General features: G+C 42.8%; 23 protein-coding genes, 1 tRNA gene and 1 other RNA gene. 19 read left to right on the forward strand and 6 right to left on the reverse strand.

The genetic code is table 11. From position 1 onward, the window contains the following. On the forward strand, window positions 1-1,109 hold a 1,109-nt coding region (locus ODU55_RS07035), incomplete at its 5' end, for an IS110 family transposase (RefSeq protein WP_398582374.1). Window positions 1,110-1,546: 437 nt separating this feature from the next. Here the strand turns inward: ODU55_RS07035 and ODU55_RS07040 are convergent. Then, window positions 1,547-1,675: a hypothetical protein gene (locus ODU55_RS07040; protein WP_398582375.1), complete on the reverse strand. Its 129-nt coding sequence runs from the start codon at window positions 1,673-1,675 to the stop codon at window positions 1,547-1,549. A gap of 89 nt (window positions 1,676-1,764) precedes the next feature. Between ODU55_RS07040 and ODU55_RS07045 the strand changes: the two genes are divergently transcribed. The 6 genes from ODU55_RS07045 (at window position 1,765) to galE (ending at window position 5,881) form a co-directional block, all read left to right on the forward strand. Beyond that, complete coding sequence (locus tag ODU55_RS07045; protein ID WP_398582376.1) at window positions 1,765-2,505, forward strand: acyl-ACP thioesterase domain-containing protein; 741 nt, start codon at window positions 1,765-1,767, stop codon at window positions 2,503-2,505. Further along, window positions 2,492-3,109 carry an NUDIX hydrolase N-terminal domain-containing protein gene (locus ODU55_RS07050; protein WP_398582377.1) on the forward strand — a complete coding sequence of 206 codons (618 nt, stop codon included), beginning with the start codon at window positions 2,492-2,494 and terminating at the stop codon, window positions 3,107-3,109. The genes ODU55_RS07045 and ODU55_RS07050 overlap by 14 nt, the downstream gene beginning before the upstream one ends. A gap of 9 nt (window positions 3,110-3,118) precedes the next feature. Next, window positions 3,119-3,892: a TIGR01457 family HAD-type hydrolase gene (locus ODU55_RS07055; protein ID WP_398582378.1), complete on the forward strand. Its 774-nt coding sequence runs from the start codon at window positions 3,119-3,121 to the stop codon at window positions 3,890-3,892. Next, entirely contained in the window at window positions 3,882-4,508 is a 627-nt protein-coding gene (locus ODU55_RS07060) for a TIGR01906 family membrane protein (RefSeq protein WP_398582379.1), read from the forward strand. Before ODU55_RS07055 ends, ODU55_RS07060 begins: the two co-directional genes overlap by 11 nt. Window positions 4,509-4,589: 81 nt before the next feature. Next, window positions 4,590-4,766 (forward strand): 30S ribosomal protein S21, encoded by a 177-nt coding sequence (rpsU, locus tag ODU55_RS07065; protein ID WP_000048054.1) that lies wholly within the window; start codon window positions 4,590-4,592, stop codon window positions 4,764-4,766. Window positions 4,767-4,867: 101 nt separating this feature from the next. Continuing rightward, on the forward strand, window positions 4,868-5,881 hold the full coding sequence (gene galE, locus ODU55_RS07070) for a UDP-glucose 4-epimerase GalE (RefSeq protein ID WP_398582380.1): 1,014 nt from the start codon (window positions 4,868-4,870) through the stop codon (window positions 5,879-5,881). An 81-nt stretch (window positions 5,882-5,962) separates the two neighbouring features. Here the strand turns inward: galE and mscL are convergent, their stop codons facing one another. Beyond that, on the reverse strand, window positions 5,963-6,346 hold the full coding sequence (gene mscL / locus ODU55_RS07075; RefSeq protein WP_024378005.1) for a large conductance mechanosensitive channel protein MscL: 384 nt from the start codon (window positions 6,344-6,346) through the stop codon (window positions 5,963-5,965). Between the two features lie 181 nt (window positions 6,347-6,527). Here mscL and dnaG point away from each other — a divergent pair, with 181 nt between their 5' ends. The 9 genes from dnaG to aguB all read left to right on the forward strand — a co-directional run bounded on the left by dnaG (window position 6,528) and on the right by aguB (window position 17,225). Next, a complete protein-coding gene (dnaG, locus tag ODU55_RS07080) occupies window positions 6,528-8,318 on the forward strand; it encodes a DNA primase (protein WP_398582381.1) in 1,791 nt (596 codons plus the stop codon). Window positions 8,319-8,320: 2 nt separating this feature from the next. Continuing rightward, window positions 8,321-9,439 carry an RNA polymerase sigma factor RpoD gene (gene rpoD, locus ODU55_RS07085; RefSeq protein WP_029186737.1) on the forward strand — a complete coding sequence of 373 codons (1,119 nt, stop codon included), beginning with the start codon at window positions 8,321-8,323 and terminating at the stop codon, window positions 9,437-9,439. Between the two features lie 276 nt (window positions 9,440-9,715). Then, window positions 9,716-10,039 (forward strand): metal-sulfur cluster assembly factor, encoded by a 324-nt coding sequence (locus ODU55_RS07090; RefSeq protein ID WP_002935553.1) that lies wholly within the window; start codon window positions 9,716-9,718, stop codon window positions 10,037-10,039. A 518-nt stretch (window positions 10,040-10,557) separates the two neighbouring features. Next, window positions 10,558-12,006, forward strand: coding sequence for an aminotransferase class I/II-fold pyridoxal phosphate-dependent enzyme (locus tag ODU55_RS07095; protein WP_230332983.1), 1,449 nt, complete (start codon window positions 10,558-10,560; stop codon window positions 12,004-12,006). Between the two features lie 2 nt (window positions 12,007-12,008). Beyond that, the gene (gene speE / locus ODU55_RS07100) at window positions 12,009-12,866 is read left to right on the forward strand and encodes a polyamine aminopropyltransferase (protein ID WP_044687998.1); all 858 of its coding nucleotides are present in this window, start codon (window positions 12,009-12,011) and stop codon (window positions 12,864-12,866) included. Beyond that, window positions 12,866-14,125, forward strand: coding sequence for a saccharopine dehydrogenase family protein (locus tag ODU55_RS07105; protein ID WP_398582382.1), 1,260 nt, complete (start codon window positions 12,866-12,868; stop codon window positions 14,123-14,125). Before speE ends, ODU55_RS07105 begins: the two co-directional genes overlap by 1 nt. Continuing rightward, window positions 14,126-15,253, forward strand: a complete 1,128-nt coding sequence (gene nspC, locus ODU55_RS07110) for a carboxynorspermidine decarboxylase (protein WP_398582383.1) — start codon at window positions 14,126-14,128, stop codon at window positions 15,251-15,253. Continuing rightward, entirely contained in the window at window positions 15,250-16,353 is a 1,104-nt protein-coding gene (gene aguA, locus ODU55_RS07115; protein ID WP_398582384.1) for an agmatine deiminase, read from the forward strand. The genes nspC and aguA overlap by 4 nt, the downstream gene beginning before the upstream one ends. Beyond that, window positions 16,350-17,225, forward strand: a complete 876-nt coding sequence (gene aguB / locus ODU55_RS07120) for an N-carbamoylputrescine amidase (protein ID WP_398582385.1) — start codon at window positions 16,350-16,352, stop codon at window positions 17,223-17,225. Before aguA ends, aguB begins: the two co-directional genes overlap by 4 nt. 39 nt (window positions 17,226-17,264) lie before the next feature. Here the strand turns inward: aguB and ODU55_RS07125 are convergent, their stop codons facing one another. After that, on the reverse strand, window positions 17,265-17,858 hold the full coding sequence (locus tag ODU55_RS07125) for a TVP38/TMEM64 family protein (protein WP_398582386.1): 594 nt from the start codon (window positions 17,856-17,858) through the stop codon (window positions 17,265-17,267). A 111-nt stretch (window positions 17,859-17,969) separates the two neighbouring features. On the opposite strand from ODU55_RS07125, the gene ssrA reads away from it, so the two are divergent. The 3 genes from ssrA to add all read left to right on the forward strand — a co-directional run bounded on the left by ssrA (window position 17,970) and on the right by add (window position 19,566). Beyond that, window positions 17,970-18,318, forward strand: a transfer-messenger RNA (tmRNA) gene (gene ssrA / locus ODU55_RS07130). 2 nt (window positions 18,319-18,320) lie between these two features. After that, window positions 18,321-18,408: transfer RNA gene (locus ODU55_RS07135), tRNA-Ser, on the forward strand. A 111-nt stretch (window positions 18,409-18,519) separates the two neighbouring features. Continuing rightward, window positions 18,520-19,566, forward strand: a complete 1,047-nt coding sequence (gene add, locus ODU55_RS07140; protein ID WP_398582387.1) for an adenosine deaminase — start codon at window positions 18,520-18,522, stop codon at window positions 19,564-19,566. A 48-nt stretch (window positions 19,567-19,614) separates the two neighbouring features. Here add and ODU55_RS07145 read toward each other — a convergent pair whose 3' ends face one another. From ODU55_RS07145 to ODU55_RS07155, 3 genes are read right to left on the reverse strand one after another with little or no spacing between them, the layout of a single operon-like run. Then, window positions 19,615-20,397 (reverse strand): ABC transporter permease, encoded by a 783-nt coding sequence (locus tag ODU55_RS07145; protein WP_398582388.1) that lies wholly within the window; start codon window positions 20,395-20,397, stop codon window positions 19,615-19,617. Between the two features lie 16 nt (window positions 20,398-20,413). Beyond that, the gene (locus ODU55_RS07150) at window positions 20,414-21,121 is read right to left on the reverse strand and encodes an ABC transporter ATP-binding protein (protein ID WP_318824227.1); all 708 of its coding nucleotides are present in this window, start codon (window positions 21,119-21,121) and stop codon (window positions 20,414-20,416) included. Further along, entirely contained in the window at window positions 21,114-21,488 is a 375-nt protein-coding gene (locus tag ODU55_RS07155) for a GntR family transcriptional regulator (RefSeq protein ID WP_044689247.1), read from the reverse strand. Before ODU55_RS07155 ends, ODU55_RS07150 begins: the two co-directional genes overlap by 8 nt. Between the last annotated feature and the right edge of the window lie 92 nt (window positions 21,489-21,580).

The following is a 21,580-nucleotide window of genomic DNA, read 5'->3' on the forward strand; positions in this document are numbered from 1 at the left end:
CCACACTTTTCATCGGAATGGATGTTCACAAAGAAAGTTTTTCACTCTGCTACTATGATATGATGACCAATCAATTCAAACATAGCACTAAAGTTGGTCCAAATGTTAGCTATATTGTGAACTATGTAAATGAGCTTCGTCGCTTGTATGGTCAAGAGGCAGAAGTATTATGTGGCTATGAAGCTGGATGTCTTGGATTTACCCTATATCACCAGCTACAAGCTCACGGGATTCCCTGTATCGTGATGGCACCTACAACGGTAATGAAGGAAGGATCTAAGCGTGTCAAGACTGATAAGAAAGATGCGGCTCAGCTCGCAAAAGCTCTGGCCTTTCGTAGCTATCGACCTGTTCATATTCCTACTGCTGAGGATGAACAAGTCAAAGAATATATCCGTATGAGAACAGACCACAAAGTGGCTCTGAAGAAGATTAAACAACAAATTCTTGCCTTCTGTCTTCGACATGATTTTCGCTATACCGAGGGAAGCAGTAATTGGACACAGAAACATGTCCGCTGGCTCCGTTCCCTACATCTTGAGGGACTTTACGCAGAGATTTTGACAGAATATCTATTGACCTATGAGAAATTAGTAGATCAAATAGAACGGTATGATGCACGAATTGAGCAACTGGCTCAAAGCGACAGTTATCAAGAGAAGGTCTCACGGCTTTCTTGCTTCATTGGCATTAAAACACTAACTGCTCTTTCCATTGTGACAGAAATCGGAGATTTTAATCGCTTTGCGACAGCTCAACAGTTTGCTTCTTATCTTGGGCTGACTCCTAGCGAAAACTCTAGTGGCGACAAGGAGAGAAGAGGTGCTATCACCAAAGCTGGTAATAGCCATGTAAGACGACTTCTGATAGAAGCTGCACAATCATTGGCTAAGGGAACTATTGGGTATAAATCCAAAGAATTGAAAAGGAGACAAAATGGAAACCGAGTGGAGGTGATTGCTTATGCGGATAAGGCTAATGAACGCTTAAGAAGACGTTATCGCACACTTGTTCTAGGAAAAAATAAGAAACAAAATGTTGCTAAAACAGCTATTGCACGGGAATTATCTGGTTTTATTTGGGGAATGATGACAGGAAGAATAGTTTGAAGTTAGCACTTGTTTTCATGTACACTTTTGACAATTAAGTTTTATCATCGCAGAGCGATGAGGAATCCTTATTTCTATCCAAAATCACTGGGTGAATTTGGACAGAAATAAGGATTGAAATCATGTTTGAATGGAGAGTATCTTGAAGGAGTTTAGGACTTCAAGGTTTGAGTCATCTACGAAATGACTAAGTGGCACAATTGTGATCCACGCTTATAGAGAGTAGGACTCGCGGCAGAACCATTGACCTGTAGGTAACCAATCCACGAATATCAGAGTGGCCAATGCCCGAAGCTAAGAACTAGGCTCTTTCTAGATACTTTTCATTTTTTATCAGTTCGATTGTTTTTTACTTGACAAAGGGCTTTACATATCAGTCATTCAGTTTGTTTTATTATTTCGACGAGCGAGGAAACTTCGTTTCCTTATTTCCAACTTCAAACACTCCACTGGAGTATTTGAACTCGCTTTGCCGTACTTATCGTAAGTGTGATTTCCAAACTTCCATAGTCCGCTGGACTAGTGAAGCTACCTGCAGCTGTTGACGCGAACTTTGTTCGCTTCATTTCCAACCTCCAACTATCTCCCAGATAGTTGGAGCAAGTACTAAAAGCAAACTGAAAGACTATACTTTAAGACTAGAAAGATTAGAATTATGGGACTAAGCTACCAAGAAGAGTTCACCATTCCTTTTGATATGGTGGATGTTAAACAAGAAATCAAACTGCCTGACTTTATTTCCTACTGTCTTGGTGTGTCAGGTCGGCAGTCGGAAGAACTGGGGCGCAGTGACCTCTATGTTTTTCAGGAATTTGGCTTGATTTGGGTGGTGACAGATTATGAACTAACTATTCAAAGCCTGCCCAAGTACAATGAAACCATCACGATAAAAACAGAAGCGGTTGCTTACAACAAGTTTTTCTGTCATCGGATGTTCTATATCTACGATGCAGCGGGTAATCTTTTGTTGGACATTCTCTGCTATTTTGTCCTGATTGATTTTGAGACTCGCAAGGTGGCGCCTGTGCCAGAAGATTTGATTGCTCCTTATCAGTCTGAGCAGGTCAAGAAATTACCTCGGGCTCCTAAGTATCAGCTCTTGGAAAATCCATCTGTTCAAGAATTTCCTGTTCGCTATTTTGACTTGGATATGAATGGTCATGTCAATAATGGCAAGTATCTGGAGTGGATGTATGAAGCACTGGGCTATGATTTTCTGCTCTGCCATATCCCTAAAAAAATCCAACTCAAGTATCTTAAGGAAGTAGAGGCAACTAGCTTGGTGAGTTCACGTTTGGTGGCAGAAGCTGGTGTCAGCCAGCATGAGGTTGTGGTAGATGGGCATATTCATGCGCAAGCTGTCATAGAATGGAGGGAAAGTCATGTCGCAGGATAAGTGGTTGGAATGGGCAGTGCGTTTACAAGCCTTGGCTCAGACAGGCTTGGCTTATGGAAAAGATGTTTATGACATGGAGCGTTTCGAAGAAATTAGACAGATTGCGGCAGAAATGTTGGTAGAGCCATCTGGACAGCCCTTTGAAGTGGTGACAGACTTGTTTTGCAATGAAACAGGCTATCAGACACCCAAGCTGGATACCCGCGCAGCTATTTTCCAAGAGGATAAAATCCTGCTTGTCCAGGAAAACGATGGGCTCTGGTCCTTGCCAGGTGGTTGGTGCGATGTGGACCAGTCCGTCAAGGAAAATGTTGTCAAGGAAGTAAAGGAAGAAGCGGGGCTGGATGTGGAGGCTCTGCGAGTCGTTGCGATTTTGGATAAGCACAAGAATAATCCTGCCAAGTCAGCTCACCGCGTGACCAAGGTCTTCATTCTATGTCGTCTCCTTGGCGGGGAGTTTCAGCCCAATTCGGAAACAGTTGCCAGTGGCTTTTTCAGTCTAGATGACTTACCACCGCTCTCACTTGCGAAAAATACAGCTGAGCAGTTAGCACTTTGCTTGGAAGCTAGTCGGTCTGAGCATTGGGAAACACGATTTGATTAAGGAGGAAAAATGACATATACAGGTTATTTGATTGATTTGGATGGTACGATTTATGAAGGGAAAAAGCGGATTCCTGCTGGTGAGCGGTTTATTCATCGCTTGCAGGAACGTCAGATTCCCTATCTTTTCGTGACTAACAACACTACCCGTCGTCCTGAAATGGTGCAGGCTATGTTGGCGGAGCATTTTAATATCGAAACACCGCTGGAGACCATCTATACAGCCAGTCTGGCGACAGTAGATTATATGAATGATTTGGGCAAGGAAAAGACAGTCTATGTCATTGGAGAAGACGGGCTCAAGTCTGCCATTTTTGAGGCAGGTTATGTGGAAGACACGGAAAATCCAGCCTATGTTGTTGTCGGTTTGGATACTCAGTTGACCTATGAAAAACTGACCATTGCCACCTTGGCTATTCAAAAAGGGGCGACCTTTATCGGTACCAATCCTGACTTAAATATTCCGACTGAAAGAGGTCATTTGCCAGGAGCAGGCTCGCTTATTGCGCTTTTGAAAGCTGCGACCCGTGTAGAGCCGACCTTTATTGGTAAGCCTGAAGCCATTATCATGGATAAGGCTCTGGAGATTTTAGGTACAGAACGCAGTCAAACGGTTATGGTGGGGGATAACTACCTGACGGATATTCGTGCAGGGATTGACAATGGATTTCCAACTCTTTTGGTCCTGACTGGTTTCACCAAGCCAGAAGAAGTAGCAGGCTTACCCCTTGCTCCAACCCATGTCCTTGATAGTTTAGATGAATGGAGTTTTGATGAGAACTAAGTTACAGATTATCGGAACGATTTTATTTGTCTTATCGGCAGCAGTTCTAGGAACCATCTACCTAGCTTGGCTAGTTTATCCGTTTGAGATTTCTTTTTTGGAGTTGGAAAAAGTAGTCTACATGAAAGCGGCAGATATTTCCTATAATTTCAATATTTTGATGAACTATTTGACCAATCCATTTGCAAGTGTTTTAGACATGCCAAATTTTTCATCCTCAGCAAATGGACTCAAACATTTTGCGGATGTGAAAGTTCTCTTTCATCTGGCACAGTTTATTTTTCTGATTAGTTTGCCTGCGGTTTTCTATTTTTGGAAAGAAGTGGTGCGAAAAGGATATGGCAAGCTCTATCGAACTGTTTTTAGGTGGATGGCTCTTGCGCCTCTACTGATTGCGTTAGTGGGCTTGCTGATTGGTTTTGATAGCTTTTTTGTTCTCTTCCATCATCTGCTCTTCCCAGGTGATTCGACCTGGCTCTTTGACCCGTTGAAAGATCCGGTCATTTATATACTTCCCCAGGAATTTTTCCTTCATTGCTTCATCCTCTTTTTCGTCCTCTATGAAGTTTTTTGCGGTATTTGGTTTTTTCTTATTAAAAAATGTGACATTCGATAGGAAATGCCAATAAAAGTCTTGACAATCGATTTATTTTACAGTACAATGATTAAGACTTTGAAATTGAGGGGAGTGAAAATAATGTCAAAAACAGTAGTACGCAAGAACGAATCACTTGATGATGCTCTTCGTCGTTTCAAACGTGCGGTTACTAAAGCTGGTACTCTTCAAGAAACACGCAAACGCGAATTCTACGAAAAACCATCTGTAAAACGTAAACGTAAATCAGAAGCAGCTCGCAAGCGTAAAAAATTCTAATTGAATTTAGGCAGCCTTAGGGCTGTTTTTTGTTTACTTTTCACCCTATGTAACATATAATAGATATATAAAATTTTGTCCAAGTGAAAAGGAGAGCATACATGAGTATTTTGGTTACAGGTGGAGCTGGTTATATTGGTAGTCACACGGTTGTAGAGTTGTTGAAGTTGGGAAAAGAAGTCGTCATCGTAGATAATCTATCCAACTCTAGCATCTTAGTCTTGGACCGAATCGAAGCAATCACAGGCAAACGCCCAACTTTCTATGAGCTAGACGTGGCAGATCAGGTTGCCTTGCGTCAGGTTTTTGAAAAAGAAAACATTGAGTCAGCTATTCACTTTGCAGGCTACAAGGCAGTCGGTGAGTCCGTTGAAAAACCAGTTATGTACTATGAAAACAACATCATGTCCACCTTGGCTTTGGTAGAAGTCATGGCGGAGTTTGGCGTTAAGAAAATTGTCTTCTCATCCAGCGCAACGGTTTACGGTCTTAACAACCCATCTCCTTTGGTGGAAACCATGCCAACCAGCGCAACCAATCCTTATGGCTATACAAAAGTCATGTTGGAACAAATCTTGCGTGATGTGGAAGTGGCAGACAAGGACTGGAGTGTTGCCCTTCTCCGTTATTTCAACCCAATCGGTGCCCATGAATCAGGCTTAATCGGTGAAGATCCAGCAGGTATTCCAAACAACCTCATGCCCTTTATAGCCCAGGTAGCAGTAGGTAAGCGTCCAGAACTCAGTGTCTTTGGTTCGGACTATGACACAGTAGATGGAACAGGTGTTCGTGATTACATCCACGTGATTGACTTGGCACTTGGTCATATCAAGGCCTTGGAAAAAATTTCGACAACCTCAGGTGTGCACACCTATAACCTTGGTTCTGGTCAAGGAACTAGTGTACTGGAATTGGTTCAAGCCTTTGAAAAAGTCAATGGCGTGCCAGTACCGTATAAGATTGTAGACCGTCGGCCAGGTGATGTAGCAACTTGCTATGCTAACGCAGACAAGGCTCTGGCTGAACTCAATTGGAAAACAGAGAAAACCATTGAAGATATGTGCCGTGACACATGGAATTGGCAGTCTAAAAATCCAAATGGATATGAAGGATAAGAAAAGATGTGAGTGTTGGCTCACATCTTCTTTTTCATAGTACAAAAAACAGGCACGGTGCCTGTTTCACTATCTTATTGATTATTTTTTCAACAAGTCACGGATTTCTGCAAGCAATTCTTCTTGAGTTGGACCAGCAGGTGTAGCTTCTTCAACAGCAGCTTCTTCTTTCTTAGCCAAGCTTTGAGCTTTTTCCGCAGCCTTAACGATGAAGAAGAGAACAGTACCAACAATCAAGAAGTTGATAACAGCACTCAAGAAGTTACCGTATGCTACACCGTTCCATGACAAGTCAGCGATTTTTTCTGCACCAGCAGCTTTCAAAGCTGGCGTCAAGAACAATGGAGTAATTACATCTTCAACCAATGATTTAACGATTGCACCAAATGCAGATGCAATAATCACACCGACAGCCAAATCAATCACGTTTCCACGGAACAAAAAGGCTTTTAAATCTTTCAACATATCCTAAATATGTCCTTTCATAAATATTTTACTCTATATATAATAACCGTTAAAAATTATTTTACAAGTAATTTGTTTCAGAAATTTTACATTTTCCTTCTTTTAGTATAAAATAGAGTATGTTAAACTAAGGGAAGAGTGTTCACTTTTTAAATTAGCTAGTATGATATGAGGAGGGAATGTGCTTTCAAAGGATAAAATTACTGAAATAAAACAAGCTCTCAATATCGTTGATGTTATTGGTGAAACGGTTGCTTTGACAAAAGCGGGACGGAATTATGTTGGTCTCTGTCCTTTTCATGGAGAAAAGACACCTTCTTTTAACGTTGTTGAAGATAAGCAGTTCTACCACTGTTTTGGTTGTGGGAAGTCTGGTGATGTATTCAAGTTCGTAGAGGAAACACGTGGAATTCCCTTTGCAGATGCAGTTGCTGTTTTAGCAGAGAAAGCAGGTTTTCAGGTAGAAATTCAATCTACAAGTCATTTCCAGCCCAAGAAAGAAAATCCTCACCAGCTTTTATACGACATACATAGTGATGCGGCTAAGTTTTATCATGCCTTGTTAATGACCACAAAAATGGGGGAGGAAGCACGGAACTACCTTCACCAGCGTGGATTAACTGACGAAGTAATGAAGAGCTTCCAAATTGGTCTAGCGCCAGAGGAGCAAAATATTCTTTATCAAAAACTTTCTCAGCAATACGATGAAGACAGTTTATTGCACTCGGGTTTGTTTAATCCTAGTGAACAGAATATGATTTTTGATGCCTTTCAGTCTCGAATTATGTTCCCTTTGGCGGATGAGTTTGGGAGGATTATTGCTTTTTCTGGAAGGATCTGGACGGAAAAAGACTTACAGAATAAGCAGTTAGCCAAGTATAAAAATTCTCGTAGCACGGCTATTTTTAATAAGAGTTACGAATTATATCATTTGGACAAGGCAAAGGCTGTCATCAAAAAACAGCGGGAAGTTTATCTGATGGAGGGCTTTCTGGATGTTATCGCGGCCCATCGGGCTGGTATTGACAATGCAGTAGCTTCTATGGGAACGGCTCTTACTCGAGAGCACGTTGGCCATTTGGCTAAGTTCTGTAAGAAGTTAGTTTTGACCTATGATGGTGATAAAGCTGGTCAAGCGGCTACTATGAAGGCTTTAGACGAATTGCGAGATTTTCAGGTGGAAATAGTTAGTCTGCCTGATAATATGGACCCGGATGAATTTTTGCAAAAAAATTCTGAAGAAGCCCTGTTACAAGTCTTAACCAAGTCTAGGATAAGTGATGTAGAATTTTTAATCGACTATCTGAAGCCCGAAAATCCGGATAATTTGCAAATGCAGATTGATTTTGTGGATAAGATTGCCCCAATCATTGCAAAGGTCTCGTCCATTACAGCTCAGAATTCCTATATTTATAAGGTAGCTGAGGTGCTTTCGGACATTGATTATAGTCAGGTGGAGCAGGCAGTCAATGCCGTTCGCTTAAATCAACGTCAACAACGCAGCCAACAAATCCAATCCCAACAAGTTGAGCCGTCCTTCCAGATTCCAGCTCAGCCCTTGGTTCGCCTTACCAGTCTCATTCGAACGGAGAATCACTTGCTCTATCGCATGGTTGAGCATCCGTATATTTTAAATGAATTTCGACTGAGAGATGATTTTTATTTTGCTACACCAGAATTGCAGGTATTGTATGAATTGTTGAAAAATCAAGGTGAGATTAGTAGCTTTGACTTATCTCAATTGGAAGATAGTGTTCAACAGTCCTGGTATCGTATCTTGGAAGAACGATTACCAGAAGAAGTAGGTCAACACGAGATTGAGGAATTGGAGTTGCGACGAGACAAAGAACTCTTGCGAAAGGAAAATCAACACCTGACACGGAAAATTCGTGAACATTCCCATGTGGGAAATGCCGATATTGCCCTTGATGAGTTGGCTCAACTTCTCGAGAAAAGAAAACAGATGGAGTAAGTATGACAAGTAAAAAAGATAAAAAGACAGAAGTGACAACTTTTGATGTACAAGTTGCTGAATTTATTCGAAACCATAAAAAACAAGGTTCAGCTACAGACGATGAAATCAATGACCAACTGGTTATTCCATTTACGCTTGATGCTGACGGAATCGATGATTTGCTCCAACGTATTCAGGACGCAGGGATTTCAATTGTTGATAAGGATGGAAATCCATCAGCGCGTGCTATGCAGGTAGAGGAAGAGCAAGAATTATCTGACGAAGAATTGCTTGGAAGCACTTCTGCAAAAGTGAACGACCCAGTCCGCATGTATTTGAAAGAAATTGGTGTTGTACCTCTTTTGACCAACGAGGAAGAGCAAGAATTGGCTCTGGCAGTTGAAGCAGGTGATCCAGAAGCAAAACAACGTTTGGCGGAAGCCAACTTGCGTTTGGTTGTTTCTATTGCAAAACGCTATGTCGGTCGTGGTATGCAGTTCCTTGATCTTATCCAAGAAGGAAACATGGGCTTGATGAAGGCCGTTGACAAGTTCGACTACTCTAAAGGTTTCAAGTTTTCAACCTATGCAACCTGGTGGATTCGTCAGGCTATCACTCGTGCCATTGCGGACCAAGCACGTACAATCCGTATTCCTGTTCACATGGTGGAAACCATCAACAAATTGGTTCGTGAGCAACGCAATCTCTTGCAAGAATTGGGCCAAGATCCAACTCCTGAGCAAATTGCAGAGCGTATGGATATGACGCCTGAGAAAGTTCGTGAAATCCTTAAGATTGCCCAAGAACCTGTTTCTTTGGAAACACCAATCGGGGAAGAAGATGACAGCCATTTGGGAGATTTCATCGAAGACGAAGTCATTGAAAATCCAGTTGATTACACAACTCGTGTCGTTCTTCGTGAACAGTTAGATGAGGTATTGGATACTCTTACTGACCGTGAGGAAAACGTATTGCGTCTTCGTTTTGGTTTAGACGATGGTAAAATGCGCACTCTTGAAGATGTTGGTAAAGTCTTTAACGTAACCCGTGAACGCATCCGCCAAATCGAAGCCAAAGCCCTCCGTAAACTCCGCCACCCATCCCGTAGCAAACCACTCAGAGACTTTATTGAGGATTAAAAACGTCCAGTGGACGTTTTTAACGCCTGCTTGAAAATAAGAGAGCAGGCTAATCCAGTGGTGTTTTAACCCGAGCTTAGAAATAGGAAAGCGAGGAATAAGCCTACGGATAGGCTTTCTCAACGTCCGCCTAAAATTCCGAAAGCGGACAAGGTTCGGGGAACCTTTTTAACCGCTCCCCTTGAAATGAGAAAGGGAGCGCCAAGTGGACTTTTTGACATAAACTTGGTTTGTTTCTTTTCCAGTATTGAACTTGTGAACAAGAAAGAGAGAAAAATGACGTACACAGAAGATCAAATTAAAGACATTCAGGAGCGTATTTTTCATGCTCTTGAAGATGTGATTGACCCTGAGCTAGGTATTGATATTATCAATTTAGGGCTAATTTATGAAATCCGATTTATTGAGGGCAAGGCTGAAATTGATATGACCTTGACGACCATGGGCTGTCCCTTAGCTGATTTGATTACCGATCAAATTCATGATGTGCTGAAGGATGTTCCTGAAGTAACAGAAGTAGATGTGAGACTGGTTTGGTCACCAGCTTGGACCGTTCAAAAAATGAGTCGTTATGCTCGAATTGCATTAGGAATTAAATAAAAAAACAAAATGGTTTCGAACGTTTGAAGCCGTTTTTTTATTAATGTTTGGATTTTTTGTAAAAAATATTAAAAATTATACTTGTCAAAGAGAAATTTCCGTGTTACAATAAACAGGCCTAGGAAAAGTAGTCATACCTATTCTAGCAAATATCAGACCTATATGGGATGAGTAGCTCTGCTATTGATCATAACCAAAGCCTACGGACAGGCGGGTCGAATGCCGAAGCGTGGCGTAAGCCACATTATTGATAGGGTTAAAAGCCTACATTTTATAAGTTGATTTTAGGGTTCATCCCTAATTCGTATATCAAATTTAGTGTGGTGAAAGCACACGTCATCTTGTGAAACGGTCAATAAAGTACGTATATATTTGCACTGGAGAGTAGGAAACGGTAGGCACATAAACTCAAGAGAAGAATAAAAAACGTCGATTTGGATTGTAGAGCAGGATGAACCCTGCTCTTTTTACTTGTTTAAAAAAGGGTAGGAGTCCATCAAGCAAAGGAGTTTTTCAATATGAAAAATCAACACCAAGCCCCTATTTATCAGGGATTGGTACAGTTACGCCGAAAAAGGATTGTTCCCTTTGATGTGCCTGGACATAAGCGGGGACGGGGTAATCCAGAGTTGGTCGAACTGTTAGGAGAAAAATGCGTGGGGATTGATGTCAATTCCATGAAGCCCTTGGATAATCTAGGGCATCCCGTCTCCATTATCCGAGAGGCAGAGGAATTGGCGGCAGAAGCCTTTGGTGCTAGCCATGCCTTTCTTATGGTTGGAGGAACCACCTCCTCAGTCCAGACCATGATTTTGGCGACCTGTAAGGCGGGCGATAAGATTATCCTCCCCCGAAATGTCCATAAGTCAGCCCTCAATGCCCTTGTCCTTTGTGGTGCCATCCCTGTCTATGTGGATATGAGCGTGGAGCCACGGATTGGCATTGCTCTTGCCTTGGAAAATGCTGCCTTTGAACGGGCCATTGCAGAGCATCCTGATGCTGTTGCTGTCTTGATTAACAATCCGACCTATTATGGCATCTGCTCGGACCTGCGTAGCTTGACTGAGAAAGCTCACGCAGCGGGTATGAAAGTTTTGGTAGATGAGGCTCATGGTGCGCATTTGCATTTTTCAGACAAATTGCCAGAGGCGGCTATGGATGTGGGGGCTGATATGGCAGCTGTTTCCATGCATAAGTCAGGGGGGAGTCTGACCCAGAGCTCACTTTTATTGGTCGGTCCAGATATGAATGTGGAGTATGTCCGTCAGATTATCAACCTGACCCAGTCGACATCCGCTTCCTATCTCTTGCTGGCTAGTCTGGATATTTCAAGGAGAAATCTGGCCCTTCGTGGGAAAGAGTCTTTTGAAAAAGTCATTGAAATGTCTGAGTATGCTCGTCGTGAAATCAATGCCATCGGTGGCTACTATGCCTATTCTAAAGAATTGATTGATGGCAAAACGGTGCATGATTTTGATGTAACCAAGCTCTCCATCTATACGCAGGGCATTGGTCTGACAGGGATTGAAGTCTATGATTTGCTGCGGGATGAGTACGACATCCAGATTGAATTTGGTGATATTGGCAATATCTTGGCCTATATTTCAATCGGTGACCGCTTGCAGGACATCGAGCGGCTGGTGGGAGCACTGGCTGACATCAAGCGACTCTACTCACGAGATGGTTCGGATTTGATTTCGGGAGAATACATCCAGCCGCAGCTGGTTTTGTCACCGCAGGAGGCCTTTTATGCAGAGCGGGAAAGCCGTTCCCTGCAAGAAGCAGTTGGTCAGGTCTGTGGGGAATTTGTCATGTGCTATCCTCCAGGTATTCCTCTTTTGGCCCCTGGAGAACGAGTGACTCAGGAAATTGTTGACTACATCATCTTTGCCAAGGAGCGCGGTTGCTCCGTCCAAGGGACAGAAGATCCAGATGTCAACTTCATCAATGTCATTAAGGAGGTCTAGTCATGGAAATGTGGTTTTCAGAAGTCCAAACGCCAGATGTCAAGTTATCCATTCGCACCAGCCAGCAGCTCTATGCTGGCAAGAGTGAATATCAAGATATTGCAGTCTTGGATTCCCCAGCATTTGGAAAAATATTAACCCTTAATGGTCGTGTTTTATTCTCGGATGCAGATGACTTTGTCTACAATGAGATGGCAGTACATGTGCCCATGGCTGTCCATCCCAATCCCAAGAAGATTTTGATTTTGGGTGGGGGTGACGGTGGCGTTGCCCAAGTTCTCAGTATGTATCCTGAAATCGAACGTATTGACGTAGTAGAGCCAGATGAACTACTTGTTGAAGTGTGTCGTCAGTATTTCCCAGACTATGCCTCTGGCTTGGAAGATGAGCGGGTCGAGGTTTATTTACAGGATGGCCTGCGTTTCTTGCGCAACTGTGAAAATGAGTATGACATCATCATCAATGATGCGACAGATCCATTTGGACATACGGAAGGATTGTTTACCAAGGAATTTTACGGCAACGCCTACCGAGCTTTGAAGGAAGATGGCATTATGGTCTACCAACATGGTTCGCCATTCTATGATGAAGATGAGTCGGCTTTTCGTTCCATGCATCGGAAGGCGACCCAATCCTTTCCTATCAGCCGTGTTTATCAGGCCCATATTCCGACATCTGCGGCGGGTTATTGGTTATTTGGCTTCGCCTCTAAAAAATACCATCCCATTGAAGATTTTGACAAGGAAAAATGGAAAGCGCGCCAGCTTTTTACAGAATATTATACTGCTAACCTCCATATCGGAGCATTTCTCTTGCCCCGCTATGTAGAAGACATTTTAGAAGAAGAGGAGAAAAAATAATGAGTCGTTTGTTAGTTATTGGATGTGGCGGAGTTGCCCAAGTTGCCATCAGCAAGGTGTGCCAGGCAGAAGATAGCTTCAAGGAAGTCATGATTGCCAGCCGTACCAAGTCCAAATGTGATGATTTGAAGGCTGCCTTAGAAGGAAAAACTTCCGTAAAAATTGAAACTGCCCAAGTGGATGCGGACAGGGTAGAAGAAGTGATTGCCTTGATCGAAAACTACCAGCCAAAAGCTGTCTTGAACGTTGCCCTGCCTTACCAAGATTTGACCATCATGGATGCCTGCTTGGCGACTGGCGTGGACTATATTGACACGGCCAACTACGAGTGCGAGGATACAGAAGACCCTGAATGGCGGGCCATCTACGAAAAACGCTGTGCTGAAGAGGGCTTTACGGCTTACTTTGACTACTCATGGCAGTGGGCTTATAAGGAGCGTTTTGAAAAAGCAGGGTTGACAGCTCTTTTGGGATCCGGATTTGATCCAGGCGTGACCAGCGTTTTCTCAGCCTACGCATTGAAACACTATTTCGATGAAATCCACTATATCGACATCCTAGACTGTAACGGTGGAGACCACGGCTATCCATTTGCGACCAACTTTAACCCTGAAATCAACCTGCGTGAAGTTTCAGCACCAGGCTCCTACTGGGAAAATGGCAAATGGGTGGAAGTTGAAGCCATGTCTATCAAGCGAGAATATGACTTCCCAGAAGTGGGGCAGAAGGATATGTACCTCCTCCACCATGAAGAAATCGAATCTCTTGCTAAAAATATTCCAGGTGTCAAACGCATTCGCTTCTTTATGACTTTTGGTCAATCCTACTTGACTCACATGAAATGTTTGGAAAATGTTGGTCTCTTGCGGACTGACCCAATCAACTTTAACGGACAAGAAGTCGTACCTATCCAATTCCTCAAAGCATTATTGCCAGACCCTGCCAGCCTTGGTCCACGTACTGTTGGGAAAACCAACATCGGCGGTATTTTCAAAGGTATCAAGGACGGTGTGGAGAAGACTATCTACATCTACAACGTATGTGACCACCAAGAGTGTTACAAGGAAGTTGGCTCACAAGCTATTTCCTATACAACTGGTGTGCCAGCCATGATTGGAACCAAGCTTGTCATGGACGGAACTTGGAAAAAACCAGGCGTTTACAACTTGGAAGAATTGGATCCAGATCCATTTATGGACCTGCTCAACCAATATGGATTGCCTTGGCAAGTAGTAGAAAATCCTGTTTTGGTGGACTAGATGAGAATTGATCAAGTCCCAACACCAGCTTACGTCATTGATGAAGCCAAGCTGGTAAAAAATCTAGAAATTCTCAAGTCTGTCCAAGACCGCACAGGCTGCAAGGTGTTATTAGCCCAAAAAGCCTTCTCCATGTATGCCACTTACCCCCTAATCAGTCAGTATCTGGCTGGAACAACCGCATCAGGACTTTACGAAGCCAAATTAGGTCGTGAAGAGTTTGGAGGTGAAGTCCATGTCTTTGCTCCAGCCTTCAAGGAGGCGGATTTGGAGGAGATTTTGGAGATTGCGGACCATATCGTCTTTAACTCAGAGCGCCAACTCCGCAAGCATGTGGACAAATGCCGAGCAGCTGGAGTCAGTGTCGGCCTGCGAATCAATCCAGAATGTTCGACCCAAGGTGAACATGCCCTCTATGACCCCTGCGCAGCGGGTTCTCGTTTCGGTGTTCGTATTGACCAGTTTTCAGAAGACCTGCTGGACTTGGTGGATGGCCTGCATTTTCATACCCTCTGTGAGCAAAATTCGGATGATTTGAAAACCACCTTGGATGCTGTCGAGGCCAAATTCGGTCCATACCTACACCGTATCAAATGGCTCAATATGGGTGGAGGCCATCATGTGAGCAGGGGGGATTATAATCTAGATTTGCTGATTTCCTCTATCCAGCATATGCAGGAAACCTATGGATTAGAAGTTTACATTGAGCCCGGCGAGGCCATCGCCCTCAATGCGGGCTATCTGGTGACAGAAATTTTAGACATTGTCGAAAATGGCATTGAGACGCTGGTTTTGGATACTTCGGCTACTTGCCATATGCCAGATGTCTTGGAAATGCCCTATCGCCCACCGCTACGAAATGGCTTTGAGGCTGGAGAGAAGGAATTTACTTACAGACTATCTTCCAATACCTGTCTGACGGGCGACATCATCGGCGATTATTCCTTTGAAAAGCCTGTGGAGATTGGCGATAAGCTCTACTTTGAAGATATGGCCATCTATTCCTTTGTAAAAAACAATACCTTCAATGGCATTGGTCTGCCAAGTCTGGTCTTGATGGATCAGACAGGCGACTGTCGGATTATCAAAAGTTTTGGCTATGAAGATTTCAAGGGGAGGTTGTCATGATAGAAAGTCCAAAAGCAGCGGGTTACCGTATGCCTGCTGAGTATGAGCCCCATCACGGTACCCTAATGGTGTGGCCGACTCGCCCAGGATCCTGGCCCTTTGATGGTCAGGGGGCAAAAAAAGCCTTTAGCCAGGTCATTAAAACCATTGCTGAAAGCGAGCAGGTCTATCTCTTGGTGGATGTGGCACACCGTGAGGAGGCTCAATCCATGCTGGGGGCTGGCATTGCCTACCTGGACATCCCCACCAACGACGCTTGGGCGCGAGACACAGGTCCGACGGTCTTGGTTCATGAAAATGGCAGAGCTTTGTCTGTCGATTGGGGCTTTAACGCTTGGGGCGGAAGCTATGATGGTCTTTATCAGGACTATGAAGCAGATGATCAGGTGGCTAGTCGATTTAGTCAGGCCATCGGTCTACCAGTCCATGATGCCCATCCCTTTGTCCTAGAAGGTGGAGCCATCCATAGCGATGGTGAAGGAACCATCTTGGTGACCGAATCCTGTTTGCTGAGCCCAGGCCGCAATCCTCTTCTGACCAAGGTCCAGATTGAGCAAGTGCTTCTAGATACTCTCGGAGCAGAAAAGGTTCTCTGGCTCCCTTATGGCATTTACAACGATGAAACCAACGAACATGTGGACAATGTTGTGGCCTTTGTTGGTCCAGCTGAGATCGTTTTAGCCTGGACGGATGATGAGGCAGATCCCCAATATGCCATGTCCAAGGCTGATTTGGACTACTTGGATGAGCAAGTAGATGCTAAGGGCAGAAAGTTGATCGTCCATAAACTGCCTATTCCAAAATATCCTATTCTAGTAACAGAAGAGGATTTGCCAGGCTATGTCTATGAAGAAGGGGAAGAAGAACGGACTGCTGGCGAACGCTTGGCAGCTTCCTATGTGAATTTTTACGTCAGCAACGGTGCGGTATTAGTGCCCCAGTTTGAAGATGAGCATGATGCGCAGGCACTGCATCTCCTAGCGCAACTTTTTCCAACCAGAAAAGTCGTTGGCATACCGGCCCGAGACATCCTGCTTGGAGGTGGGAATATTCACTGCATCACCCAGCAGATTCCCCGATTTAGAAAGGAAAATAAATGAGAAATGTTACTGTAGCAGCTGTCCAGATGCAGTGTAGTCAAGTTTTAGCTGAAAATCTGGCGACCGCAGAACGTTTGGTCAGACAGGCTGCTGGTCAGGGAGCGCAGATTATTCTCCTGCCTGAACTCTTTGAGCGTCCTTATTTTTGTCAAGAACGCCAGTATGACTATTACAACTATGCCAAGTCTGTAGAGGAAAATGATGCTGTTCAGCACTTTATTCCTATTGCAAAGGAATTGCAGGTTGTCTTGCCTATTTCCTTCTATGAAAAAGATGGCAATAGCCTCTACAATTCCATTGCGGTCATTGATGCGGATGGAAGAGTTTTGGGAGTTTACCGCAAGACCCATATCCCTGACGACCATTATTATCAGGAGAAGTTTTACTTCACACCGGGAAATACTGGGTTTAAGGTCTGGGAAACTCGATTTGCGAAAATTGGCATTGGTATCTGTTGGGACCAATGGTTTCCAGAAACAGCTCGCTGTTTGGCATTGAATGGGGCGGAATTGCTCTTTTATCCAACAGCTATTGGTTCGGAGCCGATTTTGGATACAGACAGTCAAGGCCATTGGCAACGAACCATGCAGGGCCATGCGGCGGCCAACATCACGCCAGTCATTGCAGCCAACCGTATCGGCTTGGAAGAAGTGCAGCCTTCTGCAGAAAATGGAGGCCAGTCTTCTAGCTTGTGTTTCTATGGCTCCTCTTTCTTGACAGATGAAACAGGTGAATTGATTGAGAAAGCAGGTCGAGAGGAGGAAACTGTCTTGCTTGCTACTTATGATTTGGACAAAGGTGCGCGTGAGCGTTTAGACTGGGGTCTCTTTAGGGACCGCAGACCGCATATGTATCAGAAAATTACGGAATAAACAAAACAGCCTGGTCAAATGACAAGGCTGTTTCATCTATTATTTAAGGAATTGTTGTAAAAATTGGCTGCCATAAATCCAAAAGTAGCTGTAAGCAACGATGGAAAATGGACGACATAGCAGTGTGATGGTAATAAATTTACGATAGCTCATGCTGGTTAAACCCGTAATCATGACTACAATATCTGCAGGTGAAATCGGAGAGAGCATACAGAGTATAAAGAAAATTTCATAACCACGCTTATTGTCAATCTTGCTTTCATACTTATAAAAAGTTTCTTCACTCATGAATAGCAAGCAGAACTTTTTGCCATAGCGACGAGCTAACCAGAAGAGAATGATACTTCCGATGGAAATTCCGACATAATTCAGGAAAAACCCCCACCAAAAATTAAAAACAAGAAATCCGACAACAGTAGTAACACCGCCAGGGATGATTGGAAAGACGACTTGAAGAATCTGAATCGCTAAAAATGATAAACTACCAAAAGCTCCATGTCCCTTGATGAATTCAGTAAGCACATTTTGGTCATTTAAAATACCGATACGATATAACCAAAAAAGAAAAATAAATGTTCCGATAAGCGTGATAATACTTAATACTTGAATTGTTTTTTGCCAAAATTTATACATACTCATATTGTACCATATTTCAAAAATTTTTTAAAATTGTAAGGAAATTGTAAAAAATAGCTTTGCTATTTGTGAAAAAATCTGCTATAATAATTCTCGTATCAAACCTACGGGGTTGTTACGGATTCGACAGGCATTATGAGGCTTGTTCTGCAACTCATCGGCAGATGTAAAAATGCCAGTTAAATATAACTGCAAAAAATACAAACACTTACGCATTAGCAGCTTAATAACCTGCCTGCGTGACCAGTCGCAAATTGCTTGTGTTTGCTGATTGGTCTTAAAAATAACAAGCTACGTTGAACTTGAGTCAGGCAAGTTCAAAAGAGATTTACTGACTCGCTTGGTCTAGGTTTGAGTTATGTATCGAGCCCAAGTTAAAGCAAGACATAACCTATGGTTGTAGACGAATAAGTTAGCAGGTGTTTGGACGTGGGTTCGACTCCCACCAGCTCCATATATGGAAGATTACTCAAGAGGCTCAAGAGGCCGTGTTGGAAACGCGGTAGGCGTGTAACAGCGTGCGTGGGTTCGAATCCCATGTCTTCCGTATGGCAAGAACGATGAAAATCGTTCTTTTTTTCTTGTATAAAATAAAGGTTGAATGTTGATAAAGTTCACTTTTTGTTAAAAATATCTTGTATTTTTGCTAAAATGTGGTATGATAGATGACAATATACTCATGAAAGAGGTGTTAGTGATGTTAAACGTACATGAATTAGCGAAAACGGAATTGCATTGTCATCTGGATGGCTCCCTGTCCTTGCCAATGATTCGTCAACTTGCCCAAATGGCAGACATTTCTATTCCAGACAAGGATGAAGATTTACGTAAGTTGGTCAGTATTGAGGGCAAGGTGGATAGCCTGATGACCTATTTGAAAACTTTTGATTTTGTTCGCCCTCTTTTACAGACCGTTCCAGCCTTGGAACTGGCTGTTTATGACCTGATAGAACAGGCTGCAAATGATGGCATCCTTTATATCGAAATCCGCTTTGCTCCCGAATTATCGACTGACAAGGATTTGAGTGTCCTAGATGCAGTGAAAGCGGTCTTGCGAGGAATGGAAAAGGGGCAAAATGACTTTGGACTTGTAGCTAAACTTTTAGTCTGTGGTCTAAAACAGACTCCTAAAAGTCAGACGAGAGAATTCTTTTCAGCCATTGCAGATTTGGCCCCTCAAGGCCTGGTTGGTTTTGATTTTGCAGGCAACGAAGCAGATTTTCCAACAGCAGACCTGGCTGACTTGATTGTATATACGCAATCTCTAGGCTATCCTATGACTTTTCATGCCGGCGAGTGCGGTTGTGTGACCAATGTAGTGCAAGCTCTAGCCCTTGGTATCAAACGGATTGGCCACGGAACGGCTCTCAGTGGTCAAGCTAAGGCTATTCAGGATTTTGTCAATAGCGGAGCAACGCTTGAAATGTGCCTGACTTCCAATCTCCAAACCGAAGCAGCCTCTTCCTTAGCAGATTTTCCCTATGACCAACTGGTCCAATCAGGTGCAAAGATTACGATAAATACAGATAATCGAACAGTTTCCAATACCAATTTGAACAAAGAATACGACCTGTTTGTAAAGCATTTTGGAACAAGCAAAGAAGAATTTTATCAGTTCAACCGAAATGCTATTCTAGCTTGTTTTGCTAGTGAAGAAGAAAAGACAACCTTACTTGAAATTCTAGCAAATAAATATCAACTGTAAAAAGAAAGCTCTAGGCCATGTCTCAACTGACAGGCAAAGAGCTTTTTCTTATTGCAAATTCAATTTCTTGGTCATGATAAAGTGTGTACCAAAATAGTAGGCAAAGGCTAGAATGATATTGAGCAAGGCCAAAATAGGACTTGGGTATAATGGTAGTGCTGAATTATAAAGATTCTCTAGGTTGTTGGTATATATGAGAGTACCAAATACACCCACTACAATTGAAATGCCAATATAGGTCAAAATAGCAAACAGTAGACGGTGGTCTTTGAAGAGTTGCCCAACTGAGATAGAGAAGTAGATGAGCAAAATCCCCATCGTTGACTCAATTAAGGCATAAAATAAATGTGCAATAAGAACAGACCAGTCCAATTCTTGTATAACAGTTTGCAATTCAGGAATCATGAATTCCTCAGTTCCAAGCATGAGAACAGCCAAAATGATTCCGATGGAAAGAAGGATTGTGATACCTGCCAAAAGGTACCAAACCAAAGAAGCTAAGAGTTTGCTGAGGATAATTTGATGGCTTGAAACTGGTAAGGTCATAGTTAGGTAGCCTTGACGACCATAAACATTTTTTCGGAAGCGATTGATGACCATGAAAAAGGTTGACAAGCCAAGGGCAGCAATAAGGATCCCAAAAGTAAGGAATGAAGATCCAAAAAGAACCATTTCAGCACCACCGGGCTCTGTACTACCCCCTTGTGTCCGTATAGACAGTGCTTGTAACCAAAATCCGAGTATAGCCGATAATGCTAAAGCACCTGCATAAATTCCTAAATACCATTTTCCAACGGATTGAAATTCATATTTGAGTAATTTCTTAAACATATCTATCTCCTTCTAACTAAGCCTTAAAGTCTTGGCGGAAGAGTTCGTCAATGGACTCCCCACTTTCAATACGGAGGTCATCAACATTGCTGTGTCGAATAACGCTACCATATTGTAAGAAAATAACTTCGTCTAAAATTTGTTCAACATCTGAAATCAAATGAGTAGAAATAATGACAGAAGCAGTAGGTGAATAGTTATTGACGATAGTTTTTAGAATATAGTCTCGGGCAGCAGGGTCAACACCACCGATTGGTTCATCCAATACATATAATTGTGCCTGACGGCTCATCACTAAAATTAGCTGAACCTTTTCCTTGTTCCCTTTTGACAGGTGTTTCATACGGCTGTTCAAATCAATTCCCAAGTCTTGCAAAAGATGGAGAGCCCGTTCTTTATCGAAGTCTGCATAGAAATCTGTAAAGAAGGTAATAGCATCAGAGACCTTCATACTTTCATCAAGATAGGTCGTATCTGGCAAATAAGATACAATCGCTTTGGTTTCTGGAGAAGGTGTACGACCATTGATAAGGACTTGACCATATTCAGGTTGCAAGAGTCCGTTGATAAGTTTGATAAGAGTTGTCTTACCAGAACCATTTGGTCCCAAGAGTCCGATAATCTTTCCAGCTGTCAATTTCAAGTTCACATTATTTAGAGCAACAGCTCCACCGTAGGATTTTGAAACTTGTTGCAATTCAACGAGGGTATATGCGTTATTCATAAGACACTCCTTTCAAATAATCATCTAATTGGTGGGTCAATTCATCTTGATTGAAACCTAGATCCAACATGTTTGTCACAAAGTTTTCTAATTCTTTCTGTGCTAAATGCAGACGGGTCTGTGAAATCAATTCTTGATTGTCTGTTACAAAACGTCCAGTTGTGCGGACCGAGTAAACAAATCCTTCTGTCTCCAAATCAGATAGGGCTCGCTGTACCGTGTTCGGATTGACACCAGCTGTTTCAGCCAAATCACGAACGGTTGGCAATTTATCTCCTGATTTTAGTTGATTGGTCACAATCTGTAATTTGATGGTATTACTGATTTGGATATATATGGGCATATTATTATCAAATTTCCAAGCCATAATAGTCTTCCTTTCCCGGTTTATTTCACCGTACCTATGTCTTATCTAAATAATACAATAAAACATTTTTAATTGCAAGTGATTTGATTCAA

Source organism: Streptococcus sp. 2022WUSS037 (assembly GCF_044427225.1).
Lineage (GTDB): Bacteria > Bacillota > Bacilli > Lactobacillales > Streptococcaceae > Streptococcus.

What these genes read in the sequence shown, in the direction of transcription:
- ODU55_RS07040 (WP_398582375.1), bottom strand. Translation starts at nt 1,675, where the DNA reads ATGAAGCGAACAAAGTTCGCGTCAACAGCTGCAGGTAGCTTCACTAGT.
- rpoD (WP_029186737.1), top strand. Translation starts at nt 8,321, where the DNA reads ATGACAAGTAAAAAAGATAAAAAGACAGAAGTGACAACTTTTGATGTA.
- aguB (WP_398582385.1), top strand. Translation starts at nt 16,350, where the DNA reads ATGAGAAATGTTACTGTAGCAGCTGTCCAGATGCAGTGTAGTCAAGTT.
- ODU55_RS07105 (WP_398582382.1), top strand. Translation starts at nt 12,866, where the DNA reads ATGAGTCGTTTGTTAGTTATTGGATGTGGCGGAGTTGCCCAAGTTGCC.
- ODU55_RS07050 (WP_398582377.1), top strand. Translation starts at nt 2,492, where the DNA reads ATGTCGCAGGATAAGTGGTTGGAATGGGCAGTGCGTTTACAAGCCTTG.
- ODU55_RS07055 (WP_398582378.1), top strand. Translation starts at nt 3,119, where the DNA reads ATGACATATACAGGTTATTTGATTGATTTGGATGGTACGATTTATGAA.
- speE (WP_044687998.1), top strand. Translation starts at nt 12,009, where the DNA reads ATGGAAATGTGGTTTTCAGAAGTCCAAACGCCAGATGTCAAGTTATCC.
- ODU55_RS07150 (WP_318824227.1), bottom strand. Translation starts at nt 21,121, where the DNA reads ATGAATAACGCATATACCCTCGTTGAATTGCAACAAGTTTCAAAATCC.
- ODU55_RS07060 (WP_398582379.1), top strand. Translation starts at nt 3,882, where the DNA reads ATGAGAACTAAGTTACAGATTATCGGAACGATTTTATTTGTCTTATCG.
- rpsU (WP_000048054.1), top strand. Translation starts at nt 4,590, where the DNA reads ATGTCAAAAACAGTAGTACGCAAGAACGAATCACTTGATGATGCTCTT.
- aguA (WP_398582384.1), top strand. Translation starts at nt 15,250, where the DNA reads ATGATAGAAAGTCCAAAAGCAGCGGGTTACCGTATGCCTGCTGAGTAT.
- nspC (WP_398582383.1), top strand. Translation starts at nt 14,126, where the DNA reads ATGAGAATTGATCAAGTCCCAACACCAGCTTACGTCATTGATGAAGCC.
- add (WP_398582387.1), top strand. Translation starts at nt 18,520, where the DNA reads ATGATAGATGACAATATACTCATGAAAGAGGTGTTAGTGATGTTAAAC.
- ODU55_RS07095 (WP_230332983.1), top strand. Translation starts at nt 10,558, where the DNA reads ATGAAAAATCAACACCAAGCCCCTATTTATCAGGGATTGGTACAGTTA.
- ODU55_RS07155 (WP_044689247.1), bottom strand. Translation starts at nt 21,488, where the DNA reads ATGGCTTGGAAATTTGATAATAATATGCCCATATATATCCAAATCAGT.
- ODU55_RS07090 (WP_002935553.1), top strand. Translation starts at nt 9,716, where the DNA reads ATGACGTACACAGAAGATCAAATTAAAGACATTCAGGAGCGTATTTTT.
- galE (WP_398582380.1), top strand. Translation starts at nt 4,868, where the DNA reads ATGAGTATTTTGGTTACAGGTGGAGCTGGTTATATTGGTAGTCACACG.
- mscL (WP_024378005.1), bottom strand. Translation starts at nt 6,346, where the DNA reads ATGTTGAAAGATTTAAAAGCCTTTTTGTTCCGTGGAAACGTGATTGAT.
- ODU55_RS07125 (WP_398582386.1), bottom strand. Translation starts at nt 17,858, where the DNA reads ATGTATAAATTTTGGCAAAAAACAATTCAAGTATTAAGTATTATCACG.
- ODU55_RS07145 (WP_398582388.1), bottom strand. Translation starts at nt 20,397, where the DNA reads ATGTTTAAGAAATTACTCAAATATGAATTTCAATCCGTTGGAAAATGG.
- ODU55_RS07045 (WP_398582376.1), top strand. Translation starts at nt 1,765, where the DNA reads ATGGGACTAAGCTACCAAGAAGAGTTCACCATTCCTTTTGATATGGTG.